Origin of the sequence: Sulfitobacter alexandrii (assembly GCF_001886735.1) — a bacterium.
Lineage (GTDB): Bacteria > Pseudomonadota > Alphaproteobacteria > Rhodobacterales > Rhodobacteraceae > Sulfitobacter > Sulfitobacter alexandrii.
The window spans coordinates 3,534,448-3,555,814 of record NZ_CP018076.1 but is presented as its reverse complement, the minus strand read 5'-3'; the positions used below and the strand labels follow the sequence as shown (position 1 = coordinate 3,555,814).

Annotated in this window: 20 protein-coding genes and 1 riboswitch; of the genes, 19 read left to right on the top strand and 1 reads right to left on the bottom strand. The window is 63.9% G+C overall.

What is annotated here, in order from left to right; genetic code table 11:
• Positions 1-15: 15 nt before the first annotated feature.
• The 3 genes from BOO69_RS17385 to BOO69_RS17375 all read left to right on the top strand — a co-directional run bounded on the left by BOO69_RS17385 (position 16) and on the right by BOO69_RS17375 (position 2,885).
• Complete coding sequence (locus BOO69_RS17385; protein ID WP_083545569.1) at positions 16-999, top strand: TRAP transporter substrate-binding protein; 984 nt, start codon at positions 16-18, stop codon at positions 997-999.
• Between the two features lie 67 nt (positions 1,000-1,066).
• A complete protein-coding gene (locus BOO69_RS17380) occupies positions 1,067-1,576 on the top strand; it encodes a TRAP transporter small permease (protein ID WP_083545567.1) in 510 nt (169 codons plus the stop codon).
• Positions 1,577-1,580: 4 nt separating this feature from the next.
• Positions 1,581-2,885: a TRAP transporter large permease gene (locus BOO69_RS17375; protein WP_071973313.1), complete on the top strand. Its 1,305-nt coding sequence runs from the start codon at positions 1,581-1,583 to the stop codon at positions 2,883-2,885.
• A gap of 152 nt (positions 2,886-3,037) precedes the next feature.
• Here the strand turns inward: BOO69_RS17375 and BOO69_RS17370 are convergent, their stop codons facing one another.
• Positions 3,038-3,823: a TetR/AcrR family transcriptional regulator gene (locus BOO69_RS17370; protein WP_216636990.1), complete on the bottom strand. Its 786-nt coding sequence runs from the start codon at positions 3,821-3,823 to the stop codon at positions 3,038-3,040.
• A 35-nt stretch (positions 3,824-3,858) separates the two neighbouring features.
• On the opposite strand from BOO69_RS17370, the gene BOO69_RS17365 reads away from it, so the two are divergent.
• The 16 genes from BOO69_RS17365 (at position 3,859) to BOO69_RS17290 (ending at position 21,366) form a co-directional block, all read left to right on the top strand.
• Positions 3,859-4,929 (top strand): ABC transporter ATP-binding protein, encoded by a 1,071-nt coding sequence (locus BOO69_RS17365; RefSeq protein ID WP_071973311.1) that lies wholly within the window; start codon positions 3,859-3,861, stop codon positions 4,927-4,929.
• Positions 4,930-4,950: 21 nt separating this feature from the next.
• Positions 4,951-6,006, top strand: a complete 1,056-nt coding sequence (locus BOO69_RS17360) for an ABC transporter substrate-binding protein (protein ID WP_071973310.1) — start codon at positions 4,951-4,953, stop codon at positions 6,004-6,006.
• 109 nt (positions 6,007-6,115) lie between these two features.
• The gene (locus BOO69_RS17355; RefSeq protein WP_071973309.1) at positions 6,116-6,949 is read left to right on the top strand and encodes an ABC transporter permease; all 834 of its coding nucleotides are present in this window, start codon (positions 6,116-6,118) and stop codon (positions 6,947-6,949) included.
• Position 6,950: 1 nt separating this feature from the next.
• The gene (locus BOO69_RS17350) at positions 6,951-7,745 is read left to right on the top strand and encodes an ABC transporter permease (protein ID WP_156874959.1); all 795 of its coding nucleotides are present in this window, start codon (positions 6,951-6,953) and stop codon (positions 7,743-7,745) included.
• 24 nt (positions 7,746-7,769) lie between these two features.
• Complete coding sequence (locus BOO69_RS17345) at positions 7,770-8,558, top strand: enoyl-CoA hydratase/isomerase family protein (RefSeq protein WP_071973308.1); 789 nt, start codon at positions 7,770-7,772, stop codon at positions 8,556-8,558.
• A 15-nt stretch (positions 8,559-8,573) separates the two neighbouring features.
• A complete protein-coding gene (locus tag BOO69_RS17340) occupies positions 8,574-10,238 on the top strand; it encodes a class I adenylate-forming enzyme family protein (protein ID WP_071973307.1) in 1,665 nt (554 codons plus the stop codon).
• 254 nt (positions 10,239-10,492) lie between these two features.
• Entirely contained in the window at positions 10,493-12,160 is a 1,668-nt protein-coding gene (locus tag BOO69_RS17335) for a sulfatase-like hydrolase/transferase (protein WP_071973306.1), read from the top strand.
• A 190-nt stretch (positions 12,161-12,350) separates the two neighbouring features.
• Positions 12,351-13,052 (top strand): hypothetical protein, encoded by a 702-nt coding sequence (locus BOO69_RS17330; protein ID WP_156874958.1) that lies wholly within the window; start codon positions 12,351-12,353, stop codon positions 13,050-13,052.
• 112 nt (positions 13,053-13,164) lie between these two features.
• Positions 13,165-13,381, top strand: a riboswitch (cobalamin riboswitch).
• 34 nt (positions 13,382-13,415) lie between these two features.
• Positions 13,416-13,583, top strand: coding sequence for a CbtB domain-containing protein (locus BOO69_RS17325; RefSeq protein WP_071973304.1), 168 nt, complete (start codon positions 13,416-13,418; stop codon positions 13,581-13,583).
• A gap of 182 nt (positions 13,584-13,765) precedes the next feature.
• Positions 13,766-14,458 carry a CbtA family protein gene (locus tag BOO69_RS17320; protein WP_071973303.1) on the top strand — a complete coding sequence of 231 codons (693 nt, stop codon included), beginning with the start codon at positions 13,766-13,768 and terminating at the stop codon, positions 14,456-14,458.
• A 7-nt stretch (positions 14,459-14,465) separates the two neighbouring features.
• Positions 14,466-14,963, top strand: a complete 498-nt coding sequence (locus BOO69_RS17315; protein ID WP_071973896.1) for a hypothetical protein — start codon at positions 14,466-14,468, stop codon at positions 14,961-14,963.
• Positions 14,960-15,334 carry a DUF1636 family protein gene (locus tag BOO69_RS17310; RefSeq protein ID WP_071973302.1) on the top strand — a complete coding sequence of 125 codons (375 nt, stop codon included), beginning with the start codon at positions 14,960-14,962 and terminating at the stop codon, positions 15,332-15,334. The genes BOO69_RS17315 and BOO69_RS17310 overlap by 4 nt, the downstream gene beginning before the upstream one ends.
• On the top strand, positions 15,331-16,365 hold the full coding sequence (cobW, locus tag BOO69_RS17305; RefSeq protein WP_071973301.1) for a cobalamin biosynthesis protein CobW: 1,035 nt from the start codon (positions 15,331-15,333) through the stop codon (positions 16,363-16,365). Before BOO69_RS17310 ends, cobW begins: the two co-directional genes overlap by 4 nt.
• 4 nt (positions 16,366-16,369) lie before the next feature.
• On the top strand, positions 16,370-19,612 hold the full coding sequence (gene cobN, locus BOO69_RS17300) for a cobaltochelatase subunit CobN (protein ID WP_071973300.1): 3,243 nt from the start codon (positions 16,370-16,372) through the stop codon (positions 19,610-19,612).
• Positions 19,609-20,736 (top strand): precorrin-3B synthase, encoded by a 1,128-nt coding sequence (gene cobG, locus BOO69_RS17295; RefSeq protein ID WP_071973299.1) that lies wholly within the window; start codon positions 19,609-19,611, stop codon positions 20,734-20,736. The genes cobN and cobG overlap by 4 nt, the downstream gene beginning before the upstream one ends.
• Entirely contained in the window at positions 20,737-21,366 is a 630-nt protein-coding gene (locus BOO69_RS17290; RefSeq protein ID WP_071973298.1) for a precorrin-8X methylmutase, read from the top strand. It begins immediately after the preceding gene.
• The last annotated feature ends 1 nt before the right edge of the window (position 21,367 follow it).

Sequence of the window (21,367 nt, the reverse complement as noted above, 5' to 3'; positions counted from 1 at the left end):
AAGGAGACCATCAAGATGAATTTTTTCAAGACCATGGGCGCAGCACTCGCCGCGGCCGTTACTTTCTCCGGCCCCGCACTGGCGGAAACAACTTGGGTCATGGCTTCGGGCTACCCAGCGGACAGTTTCTTTACCAAGAACATCCGCGCTTTCATCGAAGAGGTCGAGGCAGCCAGCAATGGTGAGTTGAAAATCGACCTGCGGCCCAACGGCGAGCTGATCAAGCTCGACGCGATCCGCCGCGCAGTCCAGTCGGGGCAGATTCAGCTGGGTGAAATCCGGTTTGGGGTCTACGGCAACGAAAGCCCGATGTACACGCTCGACAGCCTGCCCAACGTGGCCAGCAACTACGACGCCGCATGGAATTTGATGGAGGCGCAGAAGCCCTGGTTTGACGAGGCCTTCGGCGAAGGCGGCATGAAGGTGATCAGCTATGCGCCGTGGCCGGGGCAGGGGTTCTACACCAAGTTTCCCGTAACCGACGGTTCGCAGTTCGAAGGCGTGAAGCTGCGGATCTACTCTCCTGCAACCCAGCGCATGGGTGACCTGCTGGGCTTCCAGGCCACGATCCTGCCTTTCGCCGAAGTGCCTCAGGCCTTTTCGACGGGGTTGATCGAGGCGCTGTTCACCTCGGGCCAGACAGGCACCGACATTCAGGCTTGGGACTACGTTTCTCACTTCACCTACACCGGCTCGATGCACAACAAGAACGGGATCATCGTGAACGAACGCGCGCTCAGCCGCCTTTCGCCGGAACTTCAAGAGGCCATCCTCGCCGCAGGCGAAGCCGCGACCGAGCGTGCCTGGGCGATGAGCAAGGAAGCCACCGACAGCAAGCGCCAGGAACTCGTCGATGCGGGCATGACCGTGACAGATGCTTCCCCCGAGCTTCAGGCAAAGCTGGAAGATATCGGCAAGGCGATGATCGAGGAATGGAGCGCGTCGGCATCCTCCGAAGAGGTCGAGGTCCTGAACAACTACCTCGCCGCCAGCAACTAGTTCGGCTGGAAAACTGTGCGGCACCGGTCTGGTGCCGCACTGATTGGTCACACGGGGGAATGGGCATATGCTGCGTCGAACTGTCAGGAAACTTGCGAACTTCTGCGGATGGCTGGCCGCGGCGTTTCTCGCTGGAATCGCAGTGGCGACCGCAATCCAGATCGTCGCGCGGCAATTCGGAAGGCCGGTCGAGACGACCGAGTTGTCGGGGTTCTTCCTTGCTGCAGCAACCTTTCTTGCCCTCGCGCATACCTTCGTGATGGGTGGACACGTTCGCCTTGCACTGGTGGCAGACTTCGCCCCGAAAACTCTGCGCCGCGCGTTTGAGATCTGGGCCTGCGTTTTTGCTGCTCTGACGGTAGGATACGCGGCGTGGCACGTGACCGCCTTCACCTACGATACCTACCGTTTCGGCGATCTGAGCCCCGGGCTGCTCGCGGTTCCGCTCTGGATTCCGCAGTCGGCGATCTGCCTCGGGCTCTGGGTGATGCTGCTCTCCATTCTCGAGCAGACAACGCTGGTTCTGTCCGGCAACCCCGCGGATTACGAAACAAACGCCGACAGCACGGTCGAGTAGAGCGATGGATCAGATTCAGTTTGCCTTTCTTGTTCTTGCGTTCTGCCTTCTGGTGTTCCTAGGGTCCGGCGTCTGGATTTCGCTCTCGCTCCTTGCCACAGGGCTGGTGATCTTCCACTTCTTCGTCCCGATCGACGCCGGATCGATCATGGCATCGACGATGTGGGATGCCAGCTGGAATTGGGCGCTGACCGCGCTGCCGCTCTTTGTCTGGATGGGCGAAATCCTGATGCGCTCAGGCCTGTCATCGAGCCTTTTCAGAGGGCTGTCTCCCTGGGTGTCGCGCCTGCCGGGCGGGCTCATGCACATCAACGTATTCGGCTGCGGTGTCATGGCTGCCGTCTCGGGTTCGTCTGCCGTCACGGCGGCCACCGTCGGGCGGATGAGCATTCCCGAACTCAAGGCGCGGAACTACGACAGCAACATGATGATCGGTTCGCTCGCCGGGTCTGGCACCTTCGGTCTGCTGATACCGCCTTCCATCATCATGATCGTCTACGGGGTCATCGCGCAGCAATCCGTCGCGCGGCTGTTCATCGCCGGGGTCGTGCCGGGGCTGGTGTTGATCACGTTGTTCTCGGCCTACATCGCGATCTGGTCGCTTCGAAATCCCGACCGGCAGGGGACCGCGTCGGAAAGGACGACCCTTCGCGAAAAGCTGCGCGCTTCGCGCGAGTTGATCCCCGTCGTCGCCTTGATCGTGGCCATCATCGGGTCGATCTACGGCGGGTTCGCCACCCCGACAGAAGCCGCGACAGTCGGCATCTTCGGCGCATTGCTGCTGGCGCTGATCAACGGGACGCTGACACAGACAATGTTCCTGGAAAGCCTGATGTCCGCAACGCGCATTTCCTGCATGATCTCCTTTATCATCGCCTGCGCCGCATGCCTTTCTGTTGCCGTCGGATTCGCCAATATCCCGCGTGCCGCCGCCGAATGGGTTCAGTCGATGAACCTTGGGCCGGGTGGCCTGATCATCGTCCTGACGGTATTCTTCCTTGTCATGGGGTGCTTCCTCGAGGGCATCTCCATCCTCGTTCTGTCCAGCGCCGTCGTCCTTCCGATGATCGAGGCGGCAGGCATCGATCCGATCTGGTTCGGCATCTACGCCGTAATCGTGATCGAATGCGCACAGATCACGCCTCCGGTAGGGTTCAACCTGATCGTCTTGAGAAGTCTCACCGGCCATAGCATCGGCCGCGTCGCGCGCGCGACGTTTCCGTTCATGTGCCTTCTGCTCTTCGCGATCTTGCTCATCTACCTGTTTCCCGGTCTCGTGACCTTTCTGCCCAACCTGATGCTGGGTTAGACAAGCACCCTTCGGATTTGTCCGGGAGATGTGGAGAGCACTACCTTAGGAATAGGAGGTGTTCCAAGGGGAGCGGGCACTGACCGACGCCGGTCGGACGCGTCGAGAGATCGCGGCCTTGGCTGTCTTGGCATCTCGCCGCGCACCAACTGTCAGACCGGCTGCAGCGTTTCTGCATCGCGGCCGTAGATGCATCTGTACCAGAGCGTCGTCAGCACCTCGGTCACGTCTTCCTGTGTCTGGTCCAGTTCGCGGATCGTCGGCGGCGGGTCGATATAGGTCATTCTCAAGGCTTCATCTGCCATGAGGATGACAAAGCGCAGGGCAAGCAGCGCCTTTCGTTCATCCACCTCAAGGAACCAGCAGTCCGGTTCACGCCTGCGGATGTCCCGCAGGAGGATGATGGCCCAGCGTTGGTTGATGGCATCTCGTGACGCGACGAGGTCGGGCCGATCGTTGAACAGGGCGCTGTTGCCGGCCAGTAGGCGGGCATTGCTGGCATAGAAGGCTACGTAGAAACGATTCATCCGGTAGATGGCCTCGTGCCGTGAAAGGCTGCCCGCACCGCGCGGGCGGAACTTGCGCAGCGTTGCGGTAAAGCTGCGGCGCACGGCGACGGCGGCCTCCGCCCGGTTCGGAAAGTAGAGGTAGAATGTCCCCCGCGCCAGCCCGGCGCGCTTCACGATCCCCTCAATGGTCAGCTTGGCATAGCCGTTTTCCTCAAGTTCGTGCGCAGTGGCAGCCAGCAACGCCAGGCGGGTGCGTTGCCGCTTCGGCCGGTCGCGCGCGTTTTCGGCACGTGCATCGAGAATCTCGATCAGGTTGGGGGCTTCGGCGGATTCCATCAATGACTTATCCGACAGCGGTTGGCCCGTTTCAAGAATGTTAAACTTATCCATTGACTCACCCAAAACTGACGGTAGTGTCATAAATGACATTGATGTCATATTACGCCGAGAGAAGTGCAATAGAAATGGCAAATGCTGGCCCCCGGTTCAAAAACGTCACCAAGAGGTACGGCAGGGTTATTGCCCTGGATAAATTCGACCTGGACGTGGCGCCGGGGGAATTCGTCACCTTTCTGGGGCCTTCGGGATCCGGCAAGACGACGGCGCTGAACATTCTGGCGGGCTTTGCAGATGCGACCGAAGGTGAGGTGTTCATCGGCGACCGGTCGGTGGGCGGGCTGCCGCCGGAGAAGCGGAACGTCGGCATGGTGTTTCAAAGCTATTCGCTGTTCCCCCATCTGAGCGTTTTCGAGAATGTCGCCTTTCCGCTGCGCCTCCGGGGCGTGGGCGGAGACGAGCTGAAGCGCAAGGTCGGCGAGGCGCTCGAGATGGTCCACCTGTCGGATTTTGCCGCGCGGAGGCCGAACGAGCTGTCGGGCGGACAGCGCCAGCGCGTCGCATTTGCGCGTGCGGTCGTTTTCGATCCGCCGGTGCTGCTGATGGACGAACCGCTCAGTGCGCTGGACCTGAAGCTGCGCGAGCAGATGCAGCTCGAGATCAAGCGCTACCACGCGCAGATCGGCTGTACGATCATCTTTGTCACCCACGATCAGGGCGAGGCGCTGACCCTGTCGGACCGTGTCGCGGTGATGCGGGCCGGCCGGATCGCGCAGGTCGGCAGCCCAAAGGAAATCTACGACCGTCCCAATTCCCAGTACGTGGCCGAATTCATCGGAAACACCAATCTGTTCCGCATTCAGGCGGCGCAGGGAGGCACCTGGGAAATCGCGGGTCTGGACTGTCGGTTGCCCGCAATCGGCGACAGGGACCCGGCGCGCACAGGGCTTTCTGTCCGGCCAGAGAAGATCAGGCCGGTGAATGCTTCGCAAGAAGGCGGTTTGGTTTTCGATGCCAAGCTGACCGAGGTCATCTTCAAGGGCGATCACGTACAATACGCTGCCGTATCTTCCGGTGGCGCGCCGCTCGTCTTTCAGGATCACAGGGGTCCGGGCAGCGGTCTGATGAAAAGCGGCGAACAGGTCAGGCTTGGCTTTGATCCCAACGACGCCGTCCCGGTTACGCTCGACACGGCGTGACCCCCACCAAGGAGGAGTGAAATGAAACATACGAAATTGGCACTCGGCACAGCGGCGCTGCTGGCGCTGGCCCAGCCGGCATTTGCGCAGGACCAGGTCCTGACGATCGCCGGCTCCGGCGGTGTGGTCAAGGAGATCACCGAGAAGGTGTTCCTGCCCGCCTTCGAGGAAACGACCGGTTGGAAAACCAAATTCATCGCGGCTGAAAGCAATATCCTGCTGGAGGTACGCACCATGCTGGCCAGCGGAAAGATGCTGTACGACGCGATGGAAGTCTCGGCGGCGAACTACCCCATCGGGGTAAAGGACGACCTGCTTGCCCCCATCGACTATGACCTTCTCGACCCTGACGGCGAACTGCCCGAACAGGCCAAGAAGGAATTCGGTGTCGTTGCCGCCGCCTATTCTACCGTGCTGGTGCAGCGAACGGACAAGAACCCCGAAGGCAGGAAGATGGAGAGCTGGGCGGATTTCTGGGACGTGGAAACGTTCCCCGGCCCGCGGTCCCTGAATCCGCAACCGCAGTACACGCTGGAATTCGCCTTGCTGGCCGACGGCGTGGCCCGCGAGGATCTCTATGATGTTCTCGGCACCGAAGAGGGCCTGGACCGGGCCTTTGCCAAGCTGGACGAGATCAAGCCGCACATCCCGGTCTGGTGGTCCTCCGGCGCGCAGTCGGTGCAGCTCTTGTCCGACGGCGAGGTGTTCTACTCCAGCACCTATAACGGGCGGGTGGCCAAGCTGCAGGAAAGCGGGATCCCGGCCGAGATCGTATGGAACGGCGGTGCGCTGCACACCAGCTATGTGGGCATTCCGAAGAACGCGCCCAATTACGAGGCCGCGCACGACTGGATCCGCGTGCGCACCATGCGGCCCGACCTTGAGCTGGAGTACGTCAAGCAGCTGCCCTATCCGAACTTCGCGCCGGGTCTCTTTGACGCGATGCCCGAGGACGTGGCGAAGACGATGCCGACATATCCGGCAAACGCGGATGTGCAGTTCGTCGCCAACGATACGTTCTGGGCCGAGAACCTCGACGAGATTCGCGAACGCTTCGACGAATGGCTGCTTGAGTAGCAACCTTGACGGCGGGATGGACGATGCCCGTTCCGCCGCCATTCGACCGATCCGGGGCGCGCGCGACCCAAAGCCGCGCCGCCGAATTTGAAGGCGGAAAGAACCGATCATGAAAATGCGTCCGATCCTGTGGCTGTTTCTCCCCGCCGCGCTTTTGCTTGCTGCATTCATCGTGCTGCCCTCTTTCGACCTGTTCAGGGCAAGCGTGTTCGACCCGGAATTTTCCACCAAGCACTTCCAACGGCTGTTCGAGAGGGGCGTCTATCTAGACGTGATGTGGCGCACGATACGGGTGTCGCTGGCGGTCGCGGTGCTGTGCACTGTGATCGGCTACCCCGTGGCGTTCTTCATCAATCTTCAGCCACGCCGGCGGCAGACCATACTGCTCTTCCTGATCCTGATCCCGATGTGGATGTCCATCCTGATCCGCACATATGCCTGGATCGTCGTGCTGGGCCGAGACGGCCTCGTGAACGAGGCACTGGCCGCGCTTGGTTTCACAACCGAACCGGTGCAGATGCTGTTCACCTCGGGGGCGGTGCTGGCGGCGATGGTCCAGATCCTGCTGCCGATCCAGATCCTGACCTGCTACGCCGCGATGACCGAGATCGACCTCGACCTGATCCGCGCGGCGCGGGTGCTTGGCGCAAGGCCGAGGCAGGCGCTGGCGCGGGTGTTTCTGCCCCTCAGTCTGGACGGGACGCTCACCGGTCTGGTCATCATATTCATGCTCTCCATGGGCTTCTTCATCACACCGGCCCTTCTGGGCGGCCGGCAGGACAGGATGATCGCCAACCTGATCGAATTTCAGGTGCAGCGCCTGAACTGGAGCTTCGCCGCAGCCCTCGGTGTCGTGCTTCTGGTGCTGACGGTGGCCATGATCGTGCTGCTGCGCGCTGGCGGCCGGATGCTGGCGCGACGCATCCTGAAGGGAGGACTGTGACATGCAGACGTTGAAACCCTCGCTTTTGCTGACCGGGTATTTCTGGCTGATCGTGGCTTACATGATCTTTCCGGTTGTCATCGTGATCCCGGTATCCTTTGCAAGCAGCGAGTTCCTGCGCTTCCCGCCAGAGGATTTCGGGGTGCGCTGGTATCGCGCCTATTTCACGGACCCGATCTGGATCGCCGCGACGATCACCTCTTTCCGGGTCGCGGTGCTGTCGACGCTGATCTCCACCACATGCGGCACCTTGGCCGGACTGGCGATCAGCCGCTCGCCGCAGCGGATGCAATCCCCGCTGACTTATGCCGCGACGGTGCCGATCGTGATCCCGCATATCTTCATCGCGCTTGGCGTCTTCATTCTCGCGCTGCGGATGAACCTCACGGACAGCGAGATCGCGCTGGCCTTTGCCCATGCCGCCGTCGCCATGCCCTTTGTCGTCCTGATCACCAGCGCGGCGATCCGCCAGATCGACCCGACCATCGAACGCGCCGCGCGGGTACTGGGCGCGGGGCCGGTGCGCGCTTTCCGCGTCGCCACCCTGCCGCCGCTGATCCCGGCCATCGTGGCGGCGGCCATCTTTGCCTTCTTCGTCAGTTTCGACGAACTGATCATCGCCCAGTTCCTGATGAAGGGGAGCGAGACGCTGCCGATGCGGATCTGGGCCGACCTGCGGCTGGACATCAGCCCCGTCGTTGCGGCGGTGTCCGGGCTTCTGATCGTCGTCACAACCATCGCCATGGCCTGCGCCGAAATCCTGCGCCGACGCGCAGTCGCGACGCTGGCCCCCTGAAACATAACAGACCGAGAGGACCCCATGGGCATCAGATACGAAAAGGACGGTCCGGTTGCGACCTTCACCATCGAGAACGGCAAGGTGAACGCCTTTACCCCCGAGATGCACAAGGAACTGCACGACGCGGTCAGGGAATTCTGTGCCGACAGATCGGTGCATGTCGGCATTCTGACCGGCGCCGGGGACAAGGCGTTTTGCGCGGGGGACGACATCAAGAACCCGCACGGACACCAAACCCAGGACAAGGCGATGTCGGCGCATTTCTTTCCCTCTACCGAGGAGGAGGCACACCTGCGCCCCGGCTGGGAGCGCGAATTGAGGTCGCTGGAGCGGTTCAAGCCCATCGTGGGGGCCATCAACGGTCCTGCCGTGGGAATGGGCGCGATCTACATGCTGAACCTGACCGATATCCGGGTCGCGTCGCCCAATGCCTTCATCGGTTTGCCCGAAATCGCCTATGGCATGGCGGGGGCAGGGGGGTCCACCCAGTTGGCCAAGCAGGTGCCGCCCGCCGTGGCCATGTGGATGGTGCTGCTGGGCGAACGGATGCCTGCCGAAGAGGCGCTGAAACACGATCTTTTCAACGAGGTGGTGCCGCAGGACCAGTTGATGACCCGCGCCCGCGAACTGGCCGACCGGATCGCGTCCCTGCCGCCGATCTCGGTCCGGGTCGAGATGGAAGTGACCAAGCGCGCGATGGACCTGTCGCGGAACGAAGCGTTGAACCTGACCTCGCATCTTTACCGGTTGCAGCGGGCAGCGCTCATGTCGCGCGGCGAGCACCAGTCCCTTCCCTTGGCGGACGATTGAGACGGAGACAGAAAAATGACCAGCGACTACGGAATCGCGGCCATGAAAGCGCGCCGCGCCACGGCCGAGGCTGCGACTTATCCCGAGACATTGGCTGCGCTGGTCGACGGGGCGGCAGCGGAAAACGGTGACACGACCCTGGCCAAGTGGCTGGAAACAGGCCAGACGATCAGCTACGCCGAATTCGCCGAGGCGAGCCGCAAGCTGGCTTCCTCCTTGCTGGCGCAAGGCATCCGCAAGGGCACCCACGTGGCGGTCATGCTCCCGAATGTGCCCGCCTATCCGCTGACCTGGGTGGCGCTGGGGCGGATCGGGGCGGTGATGATCCCCGTGAACATCCACTATACCCAGCAAGAGCTGAAATTCGTGCTGACCGATGCCGATGCGCAGTTCCTGGTGATCGACGATACGGCATTGCCGGCGCTGGACGGGATGGCGGAACTGCCGCCATTGATGGACACGTCCCGGATCATCCTGCACGGCGGCACGCGCGAGGGCACACTTGACTGGGACGCCCTGTTGCGGGACGGCGCGGCGGATTTCACCGCCCCTTCGGCGCTGTCGAGGACCGACATGCTGAACCTTCAGTACACGTCAGGGACCACCGGGTTTCCCAAGGGATGCATGCTCAGCCACGATTACTGGGTGCTGCTCGGTTCGCTGGCCGCGCATTGGCGCGGGGCGGCAGGCGATGTGCGCAATGTGTTGATCTGGGCACCCTTCAACTACATGGACCCCCAGTGGCAGTTCCTGATGACCATGTGCCTTGGGGGTACGGCCAAGATCGCGCCGCGCATCAGCCTCAGCCGGGCCTATGACATCCTTGTCGAGGAAGAGATCCATTATTGCATCTTTCCCGAACCCGCGCTCAAGGCCTGGCCGGAGGGTGAAAAGGACAAGGCACTGCATCTCAAGTACGTTTCGATCTTCGGCTGGCGGGAGGACGCCCGGCGGGAGGTTGAGCGCCGCTTTGGCTGCGTGGCGCGCGAAAGCTTTGGCATGACGGAGGTCGGCGGCGCGCTGATGGTGCCCGAGGCCGCGGGCGAGAAGGCATTTGAACGCACCTGCGGGCTGCCCACCGCCTTTCGCGAGGTGCGGATCGTCGATGACAGCGGGACGGATGTTCCCCGGGGCGAGATCGGAGAGCTTTGGGTGGCGGGGCGCGGCATCCTGTGGGGGTATTACAAGCGCCCACAGGCCAATGCCGAAGGTTTTTCGGGGCGATGGTTCCGGACCGGCGATCTGTTCCGTCAGGACGACGACGGGTTCTTTCAGATCGTGGGGCGGATAAAGGACATGATCCGCCGGTCTGGCGAAAACATCGCCGCGCAGGAGGTCGAGGCGGTGATGAATGCCATGCCGGGCGTGATTGAAAGCGCCGCTGTGGGCGTACCAGAGCCGGGCCGCGGCGAGGAAGTCAAAGTCTATCTGCTGCTGGCCGATGGCAAGACCCCTGCGGACATTCCGCCCGAGGCCGTGATCGAACATTGCGCGGGGCGGTTGGCGAAATTCAAGACACCCCGGTTCATCGCCTATGTCGATACGTTTCCGCGAACCGTGTCGAACAAGATCCGCAAGAATGCGATCCTGCCCGAAGGAGCAGACCCGCGTGCCGGATCGTGGGATCGGGTCGAGGGGCGGTGGCTCCCGGACGAAGACAAGGATGCCGTGGCGGGGTGAACCCCCGCTCGCGGCGTCAGGGCGCGACCTGTTGACCAACGAACCACGCGCGATGCCGCGCGGCCGCGACCATGCCCGCCCGGTTCAAAGGTGCGGCCTCTGGAAAGTCTGGTCGAAACGGGTATTACAGCGGACATGATCTTTGTCCTGGCCATCGATTGGCCCTATGGTGCCATCGCTCACGAGACGGTAGCTGCGACGTCCCGGAATCCTGTATTTCAACCCGCGCAGCGCGCAATCTAGGGGACTTTTCGATGGCCAAGCCCAGAAATATCCTGTTCATCATGTTCGACCAGCTGCGCTGGGATTACCTAAGCTGCTACGGCCATCCGCATCTGGAAACTCCGAATATCGACCGGATCGCGGCGCGCGGCGTGCGGTTTGACAATGCCCGCATCCAGTCGCCGCTGTGCGGCCCGTCACGCATGTCGACCTATACGGGACGCTATGTTCACAGCCATGGCGCGTCCTGGAACAATGTGCCGCTCAAGGTGGGCGAGCGCACCATGGGCGACCATCTGCGCGATCTGGGCATGGGCTGCTGGCTGGTCGGCAAGACCCATATGGCCGCTGACGCCGAGGGCATGCGGCGGCTGGGGCTGGAACCGGACAGCAAGATCGGCGCGCGCGTGGTCGAATGCGGGTTCGACATCTGGGAACGCGACGACGGCATGCGCCCCGAAGGGCCGGACGGCTTCTACGATCCGGGCGGGGCGCTCAAGTACAACGATTACCTGCGCGGCAAGGGCTATGAGAGCGACAACCCCTGGCACGACTATGCCAACTCCGGCATCGACGACGACGGCAATGTGCTCTCTGGCTGGTTTCTGCAGAACTCCGACAGCCCCGCCAATATCCGCGAGGAAGACAGCGAAACCCCCTATCTGACCCGCCGCGGGATCGAGTTCATCAAGGCGCAGGGCGATGAACCGTGGTGCTGCCACCTGAGCTATATCAAGCCGCATTGGCCCTATATCGTCCCTGAACCCTATGCCAGCATGTACGGTCCCGCCGATTTCCTGCCGCCGGTGCGCAGCAGCGCCGAACGCGAAACCGACCATCCCGTTTTCAAGGGCTTCCAGAACGCGCCCGTGGGCAAGGCGTTTGCCCGCGACGACATCCGCGACAAGGTGCTGACCGCCTACATGGGGCTGATCAAGCAATGCGACGATCAGATGGGCGTGCTGTTCGACTGGTTGGAAGAGACGGGCCGGATGGAGGACACGATGATTGTCATCACCTCCGATCACGGGGATTTTCTGGGCGATCACTGGCTGGGCGAGAAGACCTTTTTCCACGACGCCTCCGTCAAGGTGCCGATGATCATCTATGACCCGTCAGAGGAGGCTGACGCGACCCGTGGCACCAGCAGCGATGCGCTGGTGGAGTGTATCGACCTTGCACCCACCTTCGTGGACGTGGCGGGCGGGGACGCGGCGGCGCTGGATCATATCCTCGAGGGCCATTCGCTGCTGCCGATGTTGCGCGGCGGGCCTGCGCCGGCCCGCGATTGCAGTATCTGCGAATACGACTATTCGGCCACCCCCTTGGCCGCGCGGCTGGACCTGCACCCCGATCAGTCGCGCATGTTCATGGTTGCCGATCACAACTGGAAGATGATCCACTTTGAAAGCGGGCACCGCCCGATGCTGTTCGATCTGCAAGCTGATCCGGATGAGCTGACCGATCTGGGCAACGACGCCGCGCAGGCGGATACCATCGCACGCATGTACGACAAGCTGAACGCATGGGCGCGCCGCCCATCGGCGCGCACGACGATGTCGAATGCATCGTTCATCAAATACCGCACCGCCGGCCCGCGCACCGGCGTGTTGATCGGTGTCGTGGATGCCACTGAAGCCTCCAACGATACCGCTGCCAAATACATCGGCCGCAAAGCCACCGACAAACGCGAGCGCTGAGACCGGGACTGTTGCGGTTCTCGAGGGCGGGCAACTGCAAGGCCAAAGAACATGCTCCGCAAAGGGGCCGCCGGACTCGAAATCACCTGATCGTGCTCGAACGAAATGCAAGCCGCCTCGTTGTCCCGACAGCGGACAAAATGGGAGAGAGGCCATGCGGCTTTGGATTTCAGCCCTTTGTGGCGCTGCGATGGCAGTTTCGGCGGCCCCCGTTGCTGCCCAGTTCTTGCCAGCGGAGGTACAGGGCAGCTGGGATGTTTCTGAGAACGAGTGCGCGCGTACAGGCACATCTATCACGCAAATCGACATTTCGGCGGACCGGATCGACACCTTTGCCGGTGACGCGATTGTCCGCGAGGTTGACCGGACCGGTCCCGTGACCTTCGTGGCCGCCGATTTCCTGCAACTCGAAGGCGCTGCAGAAATCGGCGACCGGGAACGGACATACTATCGACTGACCCAACGGGCGGGTCCGGACCGACTGACATTCAAGACGCAAGAGGGCGAACCGGTCGATCTCGTGCGCTGCGCGACCGAACGGGGGGCTGCTCAAGGCGACTCCGCCGTTCATGGCCAAGGCCCCCTGCCGGTGCCGACCGGGCTTTGGGTGCAGGCTGGCGAGACCTGCGCGAATCCTGCGAACGCTTCGTGGCGTGTGTACGACGGGCGCGGCCTGTTTGGCGCGAAAAGCAACGGATGCGATGCGGTCGAGATCCACGCGGAGGGTCGTACTCATGTCATCGACCAGACCTGCACGGCCTCATACGACCAAAGCCGGTCGACCTACCGGGACATCGTCGAGGTCAAGGCGCCGAAACGCTTGGGCCTGATCGAGCAGGGCGAGTCGGTGATGCGCGACTTTAACTGGTGCGGTCCGCGCACGGCGCCATGAATTGCGCCGGTTTTGTCCGATCCGCCGATCTCCCGACTGTCTGTTAAGGCGCGCGCTGCGCATTTGAAGCATGACCGGTCGTGAATGAGCCTTGCCTTGAAACGGGTGAAATGCGACATTGATCCGGCTTGGTGTTCCCGAAAGCGCCCGATCGGGTGTGGAACCGAACAGGGAATTCCGTAAGGGCCAGCCGGTCCGAAGCGGAAGCCGCCCCCGCGACTGTAAGCGGAGAGCCCTTGTCCAACGTGCCACTTGACCATCCGGTCAGGGAAGGCGGGCAAGGGCATCGACTCGCGAGCCAGGAGACCTGCCAGGCATGTGAAACGCAAACGGGCCGTCGGGTGTGACGGTAAGGAGAAGACCATGACCACATTGACCGCCAAGTCGCTGAGCGCCAGCCGCTTCGTTCCCGCGGTGTTCGCCGCCGCGCTGGGCATCGCGCTGATCACGCTGACCGGGCACGTACAGGCCGCCGCGCTGCATGATGCCGCGCATGACGTGCGCCATGCGACAGGTTTTCCCTGCCACTGATCCGCAAGGCCGCGAGGGACCGGCGCAAAGCGACGCCTTGCGCTGACCCAAGCACGGCCCGGTGGCAAGAAACGCAACGCGGACCGACCCGTCTATCAGCCTAGAACGCTGCCGTAATCCGGCGGCGTGTTCGTATTGATGGGATGTCGTCGCGTTGCCTGCAAAGATTTATAGGACTCGTCATGACGTCACGGTTTCTGATTTCCGCTCTTTTCGCCGGTGCGCTTTCGGGTGCGATCATCGGCCTGCTCCAGTTGATGTTCGTGCAGCCGGTGCTGCTGCATGCCGAGCTCTACGAGAGCGGCGAACTGGTGCATTTTGGCGCCGAGGCGGTCAGCGCCCATCCGGCCCTGCCGGGCTTCGACCTGATGCGGGACGGGCTGAGCGTGATTTTCACCATGCTGACCTACACCGGCTACGCGTTGATTCTCGTGGCCGCGATGAGCTTTGGCGAGGATCGTGGCGCGCGGATCGACGGGCGTTGGGGTATCCTCTGGGGGGTTGCCGGTTTCGTGGCTTTCCATCTGGCGCCCGGTTTCTCCCTCGCCCCGGAGGTGCCGGGCGTAGCCGCCGCCGACGTGACGCTTCGGCAAATCTGGTGGTTCGGCACCGCGATCAGCGCCTGCATAGCGCTCTGGCTTCTGGCCTTCGGGCAGAACTGGGCGGCATGGGGCGCTGCGGCCTTGCTTCTCGCGGCGCCGCACCTGATCGGCGCGCCCGAGCCGGAGACCTTTACCGGCCCCGTCCCGACCGAGATCGGTGCGCTTTTCGCCGCACGGGCGCTGGGCATCGGTCTGGCGGCGTGGGTGCTGCTCGGTTCCTTCGCGGGCTACTTCTGGCAGCGCGAAGGGGAACATGCCGCGCAGGCGGCATGAGGGCGCGATGAACAGGACGCTTGCACTTTTCGTTATCGGGCTGATCTTCGGCGGCGGTCTCGGCTTTGCCTTCGCGGCGGGCAACGGGATCACCTTCGACGGTCATGACCACGCCGATCCGGCGCATCATGCAGGCATGGCCCACGACAGCGGCGATCACGCGGCGCAGCATGAAACCCCGATAGAGCTTTCGGCAGAGAACGCGCCGGAGGTTCGGATCGCGGTCACCCCCGACCCGATGGCGGGCTACAACCTGCATGTCATGGTCGAGAACTTCGAATTCTCGCCGGAAAACGCCAGCCGCGACCATCGGCCCGGCCAGGGCCATGCCCATGTCTATGCGAACGGGGTCAAGCTGGGGCGTATCTACGGCGCGTGGACCCATCTCGATGGTCTGCCGGAGGGCAATGTCGACATAGAAGTGACCCTGAACAGCAACGATCACCATCCGCTGGTCGTTGGCGGGAAGCCCGTTTCGGCGATCACGAGGGTGGATGTGCAATGACCGCCACGCTTTATGTCTGCACCACCTGCCGAGCGGGCGAGGTTCTGGAGGAAGACGCGCCGCGCCCCGGCGCCCTTCTGCACGCCGCGCTGACCGACGCGGGCGCGCCCGAGGGTGTCGAGATCGTCGGCGTGGCCTGTCTTTCCGCCTGCAGCCAAGGCGCTGCCGTCGCGCTGTCCGAGCCGGGTAAATGGACCTATGTCTACGGTCGGCTTTCCGTGGCCGACGCTCCCGACATCCTGGCCGGCGCCACCGCCTATGCCGCGACGTCCGACGGGCTGGTGCCCTGGCGCGAGCGGCCCGTGATCTTCCGCAAGCAGAGCCTTGCGCGTGTTCCCCCCCTTTCCCTGCCTATGGAGGCCGCCGAATGAACGATCTGAGCAAGATTCCGGTTACAGTGATCACTGGATTCCTGGGGGCCGGCAAGACCACCCTGATCCGCCACCTGATGACCAACGCAGGTGGCCGTCGTCTGGCCGTGCTCGTGAACGAGTTCGGGACCGTGGGCGTCGATGGCGACATCCTGAAATCCTGCGCGATTCCCGATTGCCCCGAGGAGAATATCGTCGAGCTTGCGAACGGCTGCATCTGCTGCACCGTGGCTGACGACTTCATCCCGACGATCGAAGCCCTGATGGCGCTGCCGACGCGCCCTGACCACATCCTGATCGAAACATCCGGGCTGGCCCTGCCCAAGCCGCTGCTCAAAGCCTTCGATTGGCCCGCGATCCGCTCGCGGATCACCGTCGACGGCGTGATTGCGCTGGCCGATGCCGAGGCCGTGGCCGCGGGCCGTTTCGCTGCGGACGAAGCTGCCGTCGATGCGCAGCGCAAGGCCGACGACAGCCTCGACCACGAGACACCGCTTTCCGAAGTGTTCGAAGACCAGATTTCCTGCGCTGACATCATCCTCATGTCCAAGGCCGATCTTGCGGGCGAAGAGGGTCTGGCCCGGGCGCGAGAGATCATCGAAGCGGAAAGCCCCCGACCCATCCGGATACTTCCGATGACCGAGGGGGTGATCGACCCCAAGGTTGTTCTGGGGCTCAACGCCGCTGCCGAAGACGACCTTGCCGCGCGCCCATCGCACCACGACGGCGCGGACGATCATGAACACGACGATTTCGAAACCATCGTCGTGCCGATGCCCGAAGTCGAAGATGTCGATACGTTGGTTTCCGCGATCGAAAAACTGGCGACGGAGCAGCATATCCTGCGCGTGAAAGGCTATGTCGCGGTCAAGGGAAAGCCGATGCGGCTGCTTGTGCAGGCGGTCGGTGCGCGGGTGAGGCAGCAGTTCGACCGTCCATGGGGTGCCGATGCCCGGCAGGGTCACCTGGTGGTGATCGCGGAGCACGACCACATCGACGCCGCCGCCATCCGGGGCGTTCTGGGGGCCTGACGCCATGCACGTCGTCTTTCGCGAAAGCCATGGCCTCGAGGACAGCGACACACCTTTCGATCCGGGGCAGACGCCTGCGGACCTCGTGGTGCTGTCGTTTTCCGACAGTGACCTCGGCGCCTTCGCGGCGGGCTGGCATCGCGGCGGCGGGCCGGAGGGGAAATTGCCCACGCTGCGGCTGTGCAATCTTGTCGCCCTGAGACATCCGGCGTCGGTGGACAATTACGTCGAGCAGACGCTGACCGGCGCGAAAGGGATCCTGATCCGGCTGATCGGAGGCGAGAATTACTGGCCCTACGGCGTCATGCAGGTTCAGGATTTTGCCCGCCGCAACAACATCGCGCTGGCGATCCTGCCAGCGGACGGGCGCGAGGACCCGGCGCTTGATGCGCATTCGACTTTGCCGGTCTCGACCCTGCGTCGGTTGTCGCACCTGTGTGATGCGGGGGGCGCAGTTGCCGCGCAGGCGGCGCTGGCGCAGCTCGCCCTGGCCGCCGGGTTCTATGCCGGTCCGGTCGCAGGGTCCAAGACCGTGCCGGACTGTGGCTTTTACGATCCCGACAAGGGGGTGATCCCCTTTGCCGATGCAGCCGGCGATGTGGTCGCGGTGACGTTCTACCGCAGCTACCTGACCGCCGCCGACACGGCCCCGGTCGACGCGCTGATCGCCGCCCTGCGCGACCGCGGCTTTACCGTCGTCGGCCTGTTCGTGCCGTCGCTCAAGACCGACGGCGCACGCGCGTTCCTGTCCGATACGCTGCGCCGGCTGTCACCCTGCGCCATCGTGAATGCCACGGCTTTTTCCGGGCGGGGGGAAGACGGGACATCTCCGCTGGACGGAACAGGGTGCCCGGTATTCCAGGTTGCGCTGTCCACCGCCCGGCGCAAGGAATGGGCCGAGGCGGAGCGTGGCCTGTCGCCCGCCGATCTGGCCATGCACGTGGTCCTGCCCGAAGTGGACGGGCGCCTGTTCGCCGGTGTGGTCAGCTTCAAGGCACCTGAAAAGAAAGATCCGCACCTGCAATACGCCCGCTTTGCCCATCGCGCGGATGCGGATCGGATCAGGGCGGTGGTGGACCGTGTGGCAGGCTGGCACAGTCTGGCGCGGACCCCCGTGCAGGACCGCAAACTGGCAATCGTACTGTCAACCTATCCCGGACGGGCGGACCAGATCGCCCACGCGGTGGGGTTGGACGCGCTGGCTTCGGTCGAGGCGATGCTGCCGGCGCTGATCGATGCGGGCTATGCCGTGGAAGCTTCTACAGGTTTCGGGCAGTCCCTCGCCAACAGCACCATCTCGTGGTCCGTCGATGATTATGCGGCCGCTCTGGCCGATCTTCCCGAAACGCTGCTGAACGATCTGGATACCGCCTGGGGCCCGTTGGAGCATGACCCCCTGTACCGCGACGGAGCTCTTCACTTTCCGGCGCTTCGATGCGGCAACGCGCTGGTGGCGCTTCAACCGGAGCGGGGCAGTATCGCGGCACGCGATACCGACTACCATGATCTTGCCCGCGTTCCGCGTCATTCCTACGTGGCGTTCTATCTCTGGCTGCGGTCGCTCGGGCTTGATGCGCTGGTGCATGTCGGCGCGCACGGCACGCTGGAGTGGCTGCCAGGAAAGGCAGTCGCGCTTTCGGGTGAGTGTTGGCCCGAAGCGCTGACCGGCCCCCTGCCGGTGATCTATCCCTTCATCGTCAACGATCCGGGCGAAGCGGCGCAGGCCAAGCGGCGCATCGGTGCGGTGACGCTGGGCCATCTGCCGCCGCCAATGAAGGAAAGCGAAACTCCGTCGGCGCTGTTGCAACTCGAACGTCTGCTCGACGAATACTCGACAGCGGACGGGCTGGACCCAGCCCGCCGCGATCGGCTGATCGAAACGATCCGGTCCGAAGCCCGGGCGGCGGGTGTGGAAAATGACCTCGGCATCGACGAGGCGACCAGCGCTGCCGAGGCGATCACCCGGATCGACCGCTTCGTCTGCGACATCAAGGAAAGCCAGTACGGCGACGGCCTGCATGTCTTCGGCTTGGGCGAAGGCGAGACCGCCGGCCTGCTGACGGCGCTGGACGGCAGGCGCGTGGCCTCGGGGCCATCGGGCTCTCCTTACCGCGGACGCTCGGACGTGCTGCCCACGGGCCGTAACCTTTACGCCGTGGACCCCCGCAGTGTCCCGACCCGCGCCGCCCATGCGCAGGGCGTCAAGCTGGCCGAGGAACTGATCCGCCGGCACCTGCAGGATCAGGGCGACTATCCGCGCGGTCTGGTGGTCGATCTCTGGGGCTCGGCAACCATGCGGACGGCGGGCGAGGAAGTCGCGATGGCGATGCACTTGGCCGGCCTTTCGCCGAAATGGGACACCGGGTCCGAGCGGGTATCCGGTTTCGAGATACTTCCGCTCACCATGCTGGATCGGCCGCGCATCGATGTCACGCTGAGGGTCTCCGGCCTTTTCCGCGACGTTTTCCCCGGCCTGTCACAACTGTTCGAGGCGGGGTCCGCCGCGCTGGCGGAACGCGCGGAAGCGCCCGACATGAACCCCTACCTGACCCGCACGCCGCGCGTCTTCGGGCCCAAGCCCGGCCTCTACGGCATGAACATGGAAGCAGCGATGCTCGACTATTCCGACGCGGGCCGCGCCGCCGCCGGAGAGGCGTGGCTGAAGGCTTCCGAATGGGCGATCGACGCAAAGGGCGAAGCGCATCAGGACCGTGCCGCGCTGGAAACGCGGCTTCAGGGGGCGGATGGTTTTGCCCATGTGCAGGACCTGATGGAAAGCGACGTGCTGCTCGCGTCCGACTATGCCAGCCACGAGGGCGGCTTTGCCGCCGCGATGGCCCATCTGGGCGTGTCGAAGCCTGCCCTGTACCATGTAGACAGCACCGTCATCGGCGCGCCGCGTGCCCGCACCATGGCAGAGGAGATCGCCCGCGTGGTCCGCGCGCGCGCGGCGAATCCCGACTGGGCCAGCGGCATGATGCGCCACGGCTTCAGGGGCGCGGCCGAAGTCACCGCAACGCTGGACAATCTGGCCGCCTTCGCGCATCTGACGCGGGCCGTGCCTGCGCATCTTTTCGACCTATATTTCGATGCGACGCTGGGCCGGGACGATCTGGTGGAGTTTATGGAACGCGAAAATCCAAAGGCACTCGAGGAAATGCGCGCACGTTTCGCGGCGCTGCGGGATGCCGGCCTGTGGGTGACGCGGCGCAACTCCATCTCGGCCCAGATGGATGCCGCCGAATGAGCGCCCCGGTGGTCAAGGGTTACTGCCCCGGTGCGCTTCGGCCGATGATGTCCGGCGACGGCCTTGTGGTGCGTGTGCGTCCCTTCAACGGGCGCCTGCGCCGTGCCCAGGCGGACGGTATCGCCACCTTGGCGGCAGCCCACGGGAACGGTCTCATCGATCTGTCCAGCCGGGGCAACATCCAGATCCGCGGCGTTCGGGAAGACATGCACGAGCCATTGATCCGGGGCCTCGCGGCGATGTCGCTCGTGGATGCCGACGCCGAGATCGAAGGCCGTCGCAACGTGATGGTGACCCCGTTCTGGCAGACCGGAGAGGAGACCGACGGTTTCGCCGCCGATCTGACTGTGGCGCTGTCCTCGCCCGATGCGCCGCCGATACCGGGCAAGTTCGGGTTCGCAGTCGACACGGGCCGTGTGCCGGTCCTGCAGACCGCGTCGGCCGATGTCAGGATGGAGCGTGACGCGGGCGGGGGATTGATTTTGGTTGCCGACGGTTTCGACAAGGGCAAGCCTGTCGCGTCGGAAACGGTGGTGGCCGAAGCGATGGCCCTCGTCGAATGGTTCATGCAGAACCGTGGCGATCACAAGCGAATGGCCGCGTTGCTGGCTTCGGGTGTCACGCTGCCGGGCGGTTTCATCGTACCGCGCCAGCGGCAGGTCTATGCGCCGCGGCCGGGTTTCACGCCGCTGGGTGCGATGGTCGGCCTCGCCTTCGGACAACTGGAGGTCAAGACGCTGGCCAGCCTTGCCAAGCAAGGCGGTCTGCGGATGACGCCCTGGCGCATGCTGCTGGTCGAAAGCGCGCGCAGGCTGCCAAAAGTCCGGGGTCTGATCACCGATCCGGACGATCCGCTGCTGCGGGTCGTGGCCTGCACCGGCGCACCGCGCTGTTCCCAGGGGCTGGCCCGCACCCGCGCCACGGCACGTACGCTTGCGCCTCATGTGCCCCCGGGCAGCTTCCTGCACATGTCGGGTTGTGCCAAGGGGTGCGCGCACGCCGGCCCCGCCCCTTTGACCGTGACGGCGACAAAGGAAGGGTTCGACCTGGTTCGCCGGGGCTGCGCCGGAGACGCACCGGATGCCCGAGCGCTCTCCCCGGAAGACATCATCAAGGCGATTTGAATGCCCCATAGCTACATCACAGACGGTGCGGAGATTTACCGCCAGTCCTTTGCCACGATCCGGTCCGAGGCCGCGCTGTCCCGCTTCACGCCCGAGGAGGAGATCGTCGCGGTCCGGATGATTCATGCGGCCGGGATGGTCGGTCTGGAACAGTTCGTGCGCTTCTCGCCGGGGATGGCGATTGCGGCACGGGCCGCGCTGGAGGACGGTGCCCCCATCCTCTGCGATGCCTACATGGTGAGCGAGGGCATCACCCGCAAACGGCTGCCGCGTGAAAACGAGGTGATCTGCACCCTGCGCGATCCGCGCGTGCCGGACCTGGCCGCCGATATGGCGAACACCCGTTCTGCCGCGGCGCTGGAACTGTGGCGGCCCCATCTGGCCGGCGCGCTGGTCGCCATCGGGAACGCGCCGACCGCGCTGTTCCACCTGCTGAACATGCTCGAAGATCCGGCGTGCCCGCGGCCGGCCGCGATCATCGGCTGCCCCGTGGGGTTCATCGGCGCGGCGGAAAGCAAGGACGCCCTGATGGCCGATCTTCCGGTCCCGTCAATGATCGTGGAGGGCCGGCTGGGAGGCTCGGCGATCACGGTGGCGGCGGTCAACGCGCTTGCCAGCAGGGTGGAATGAC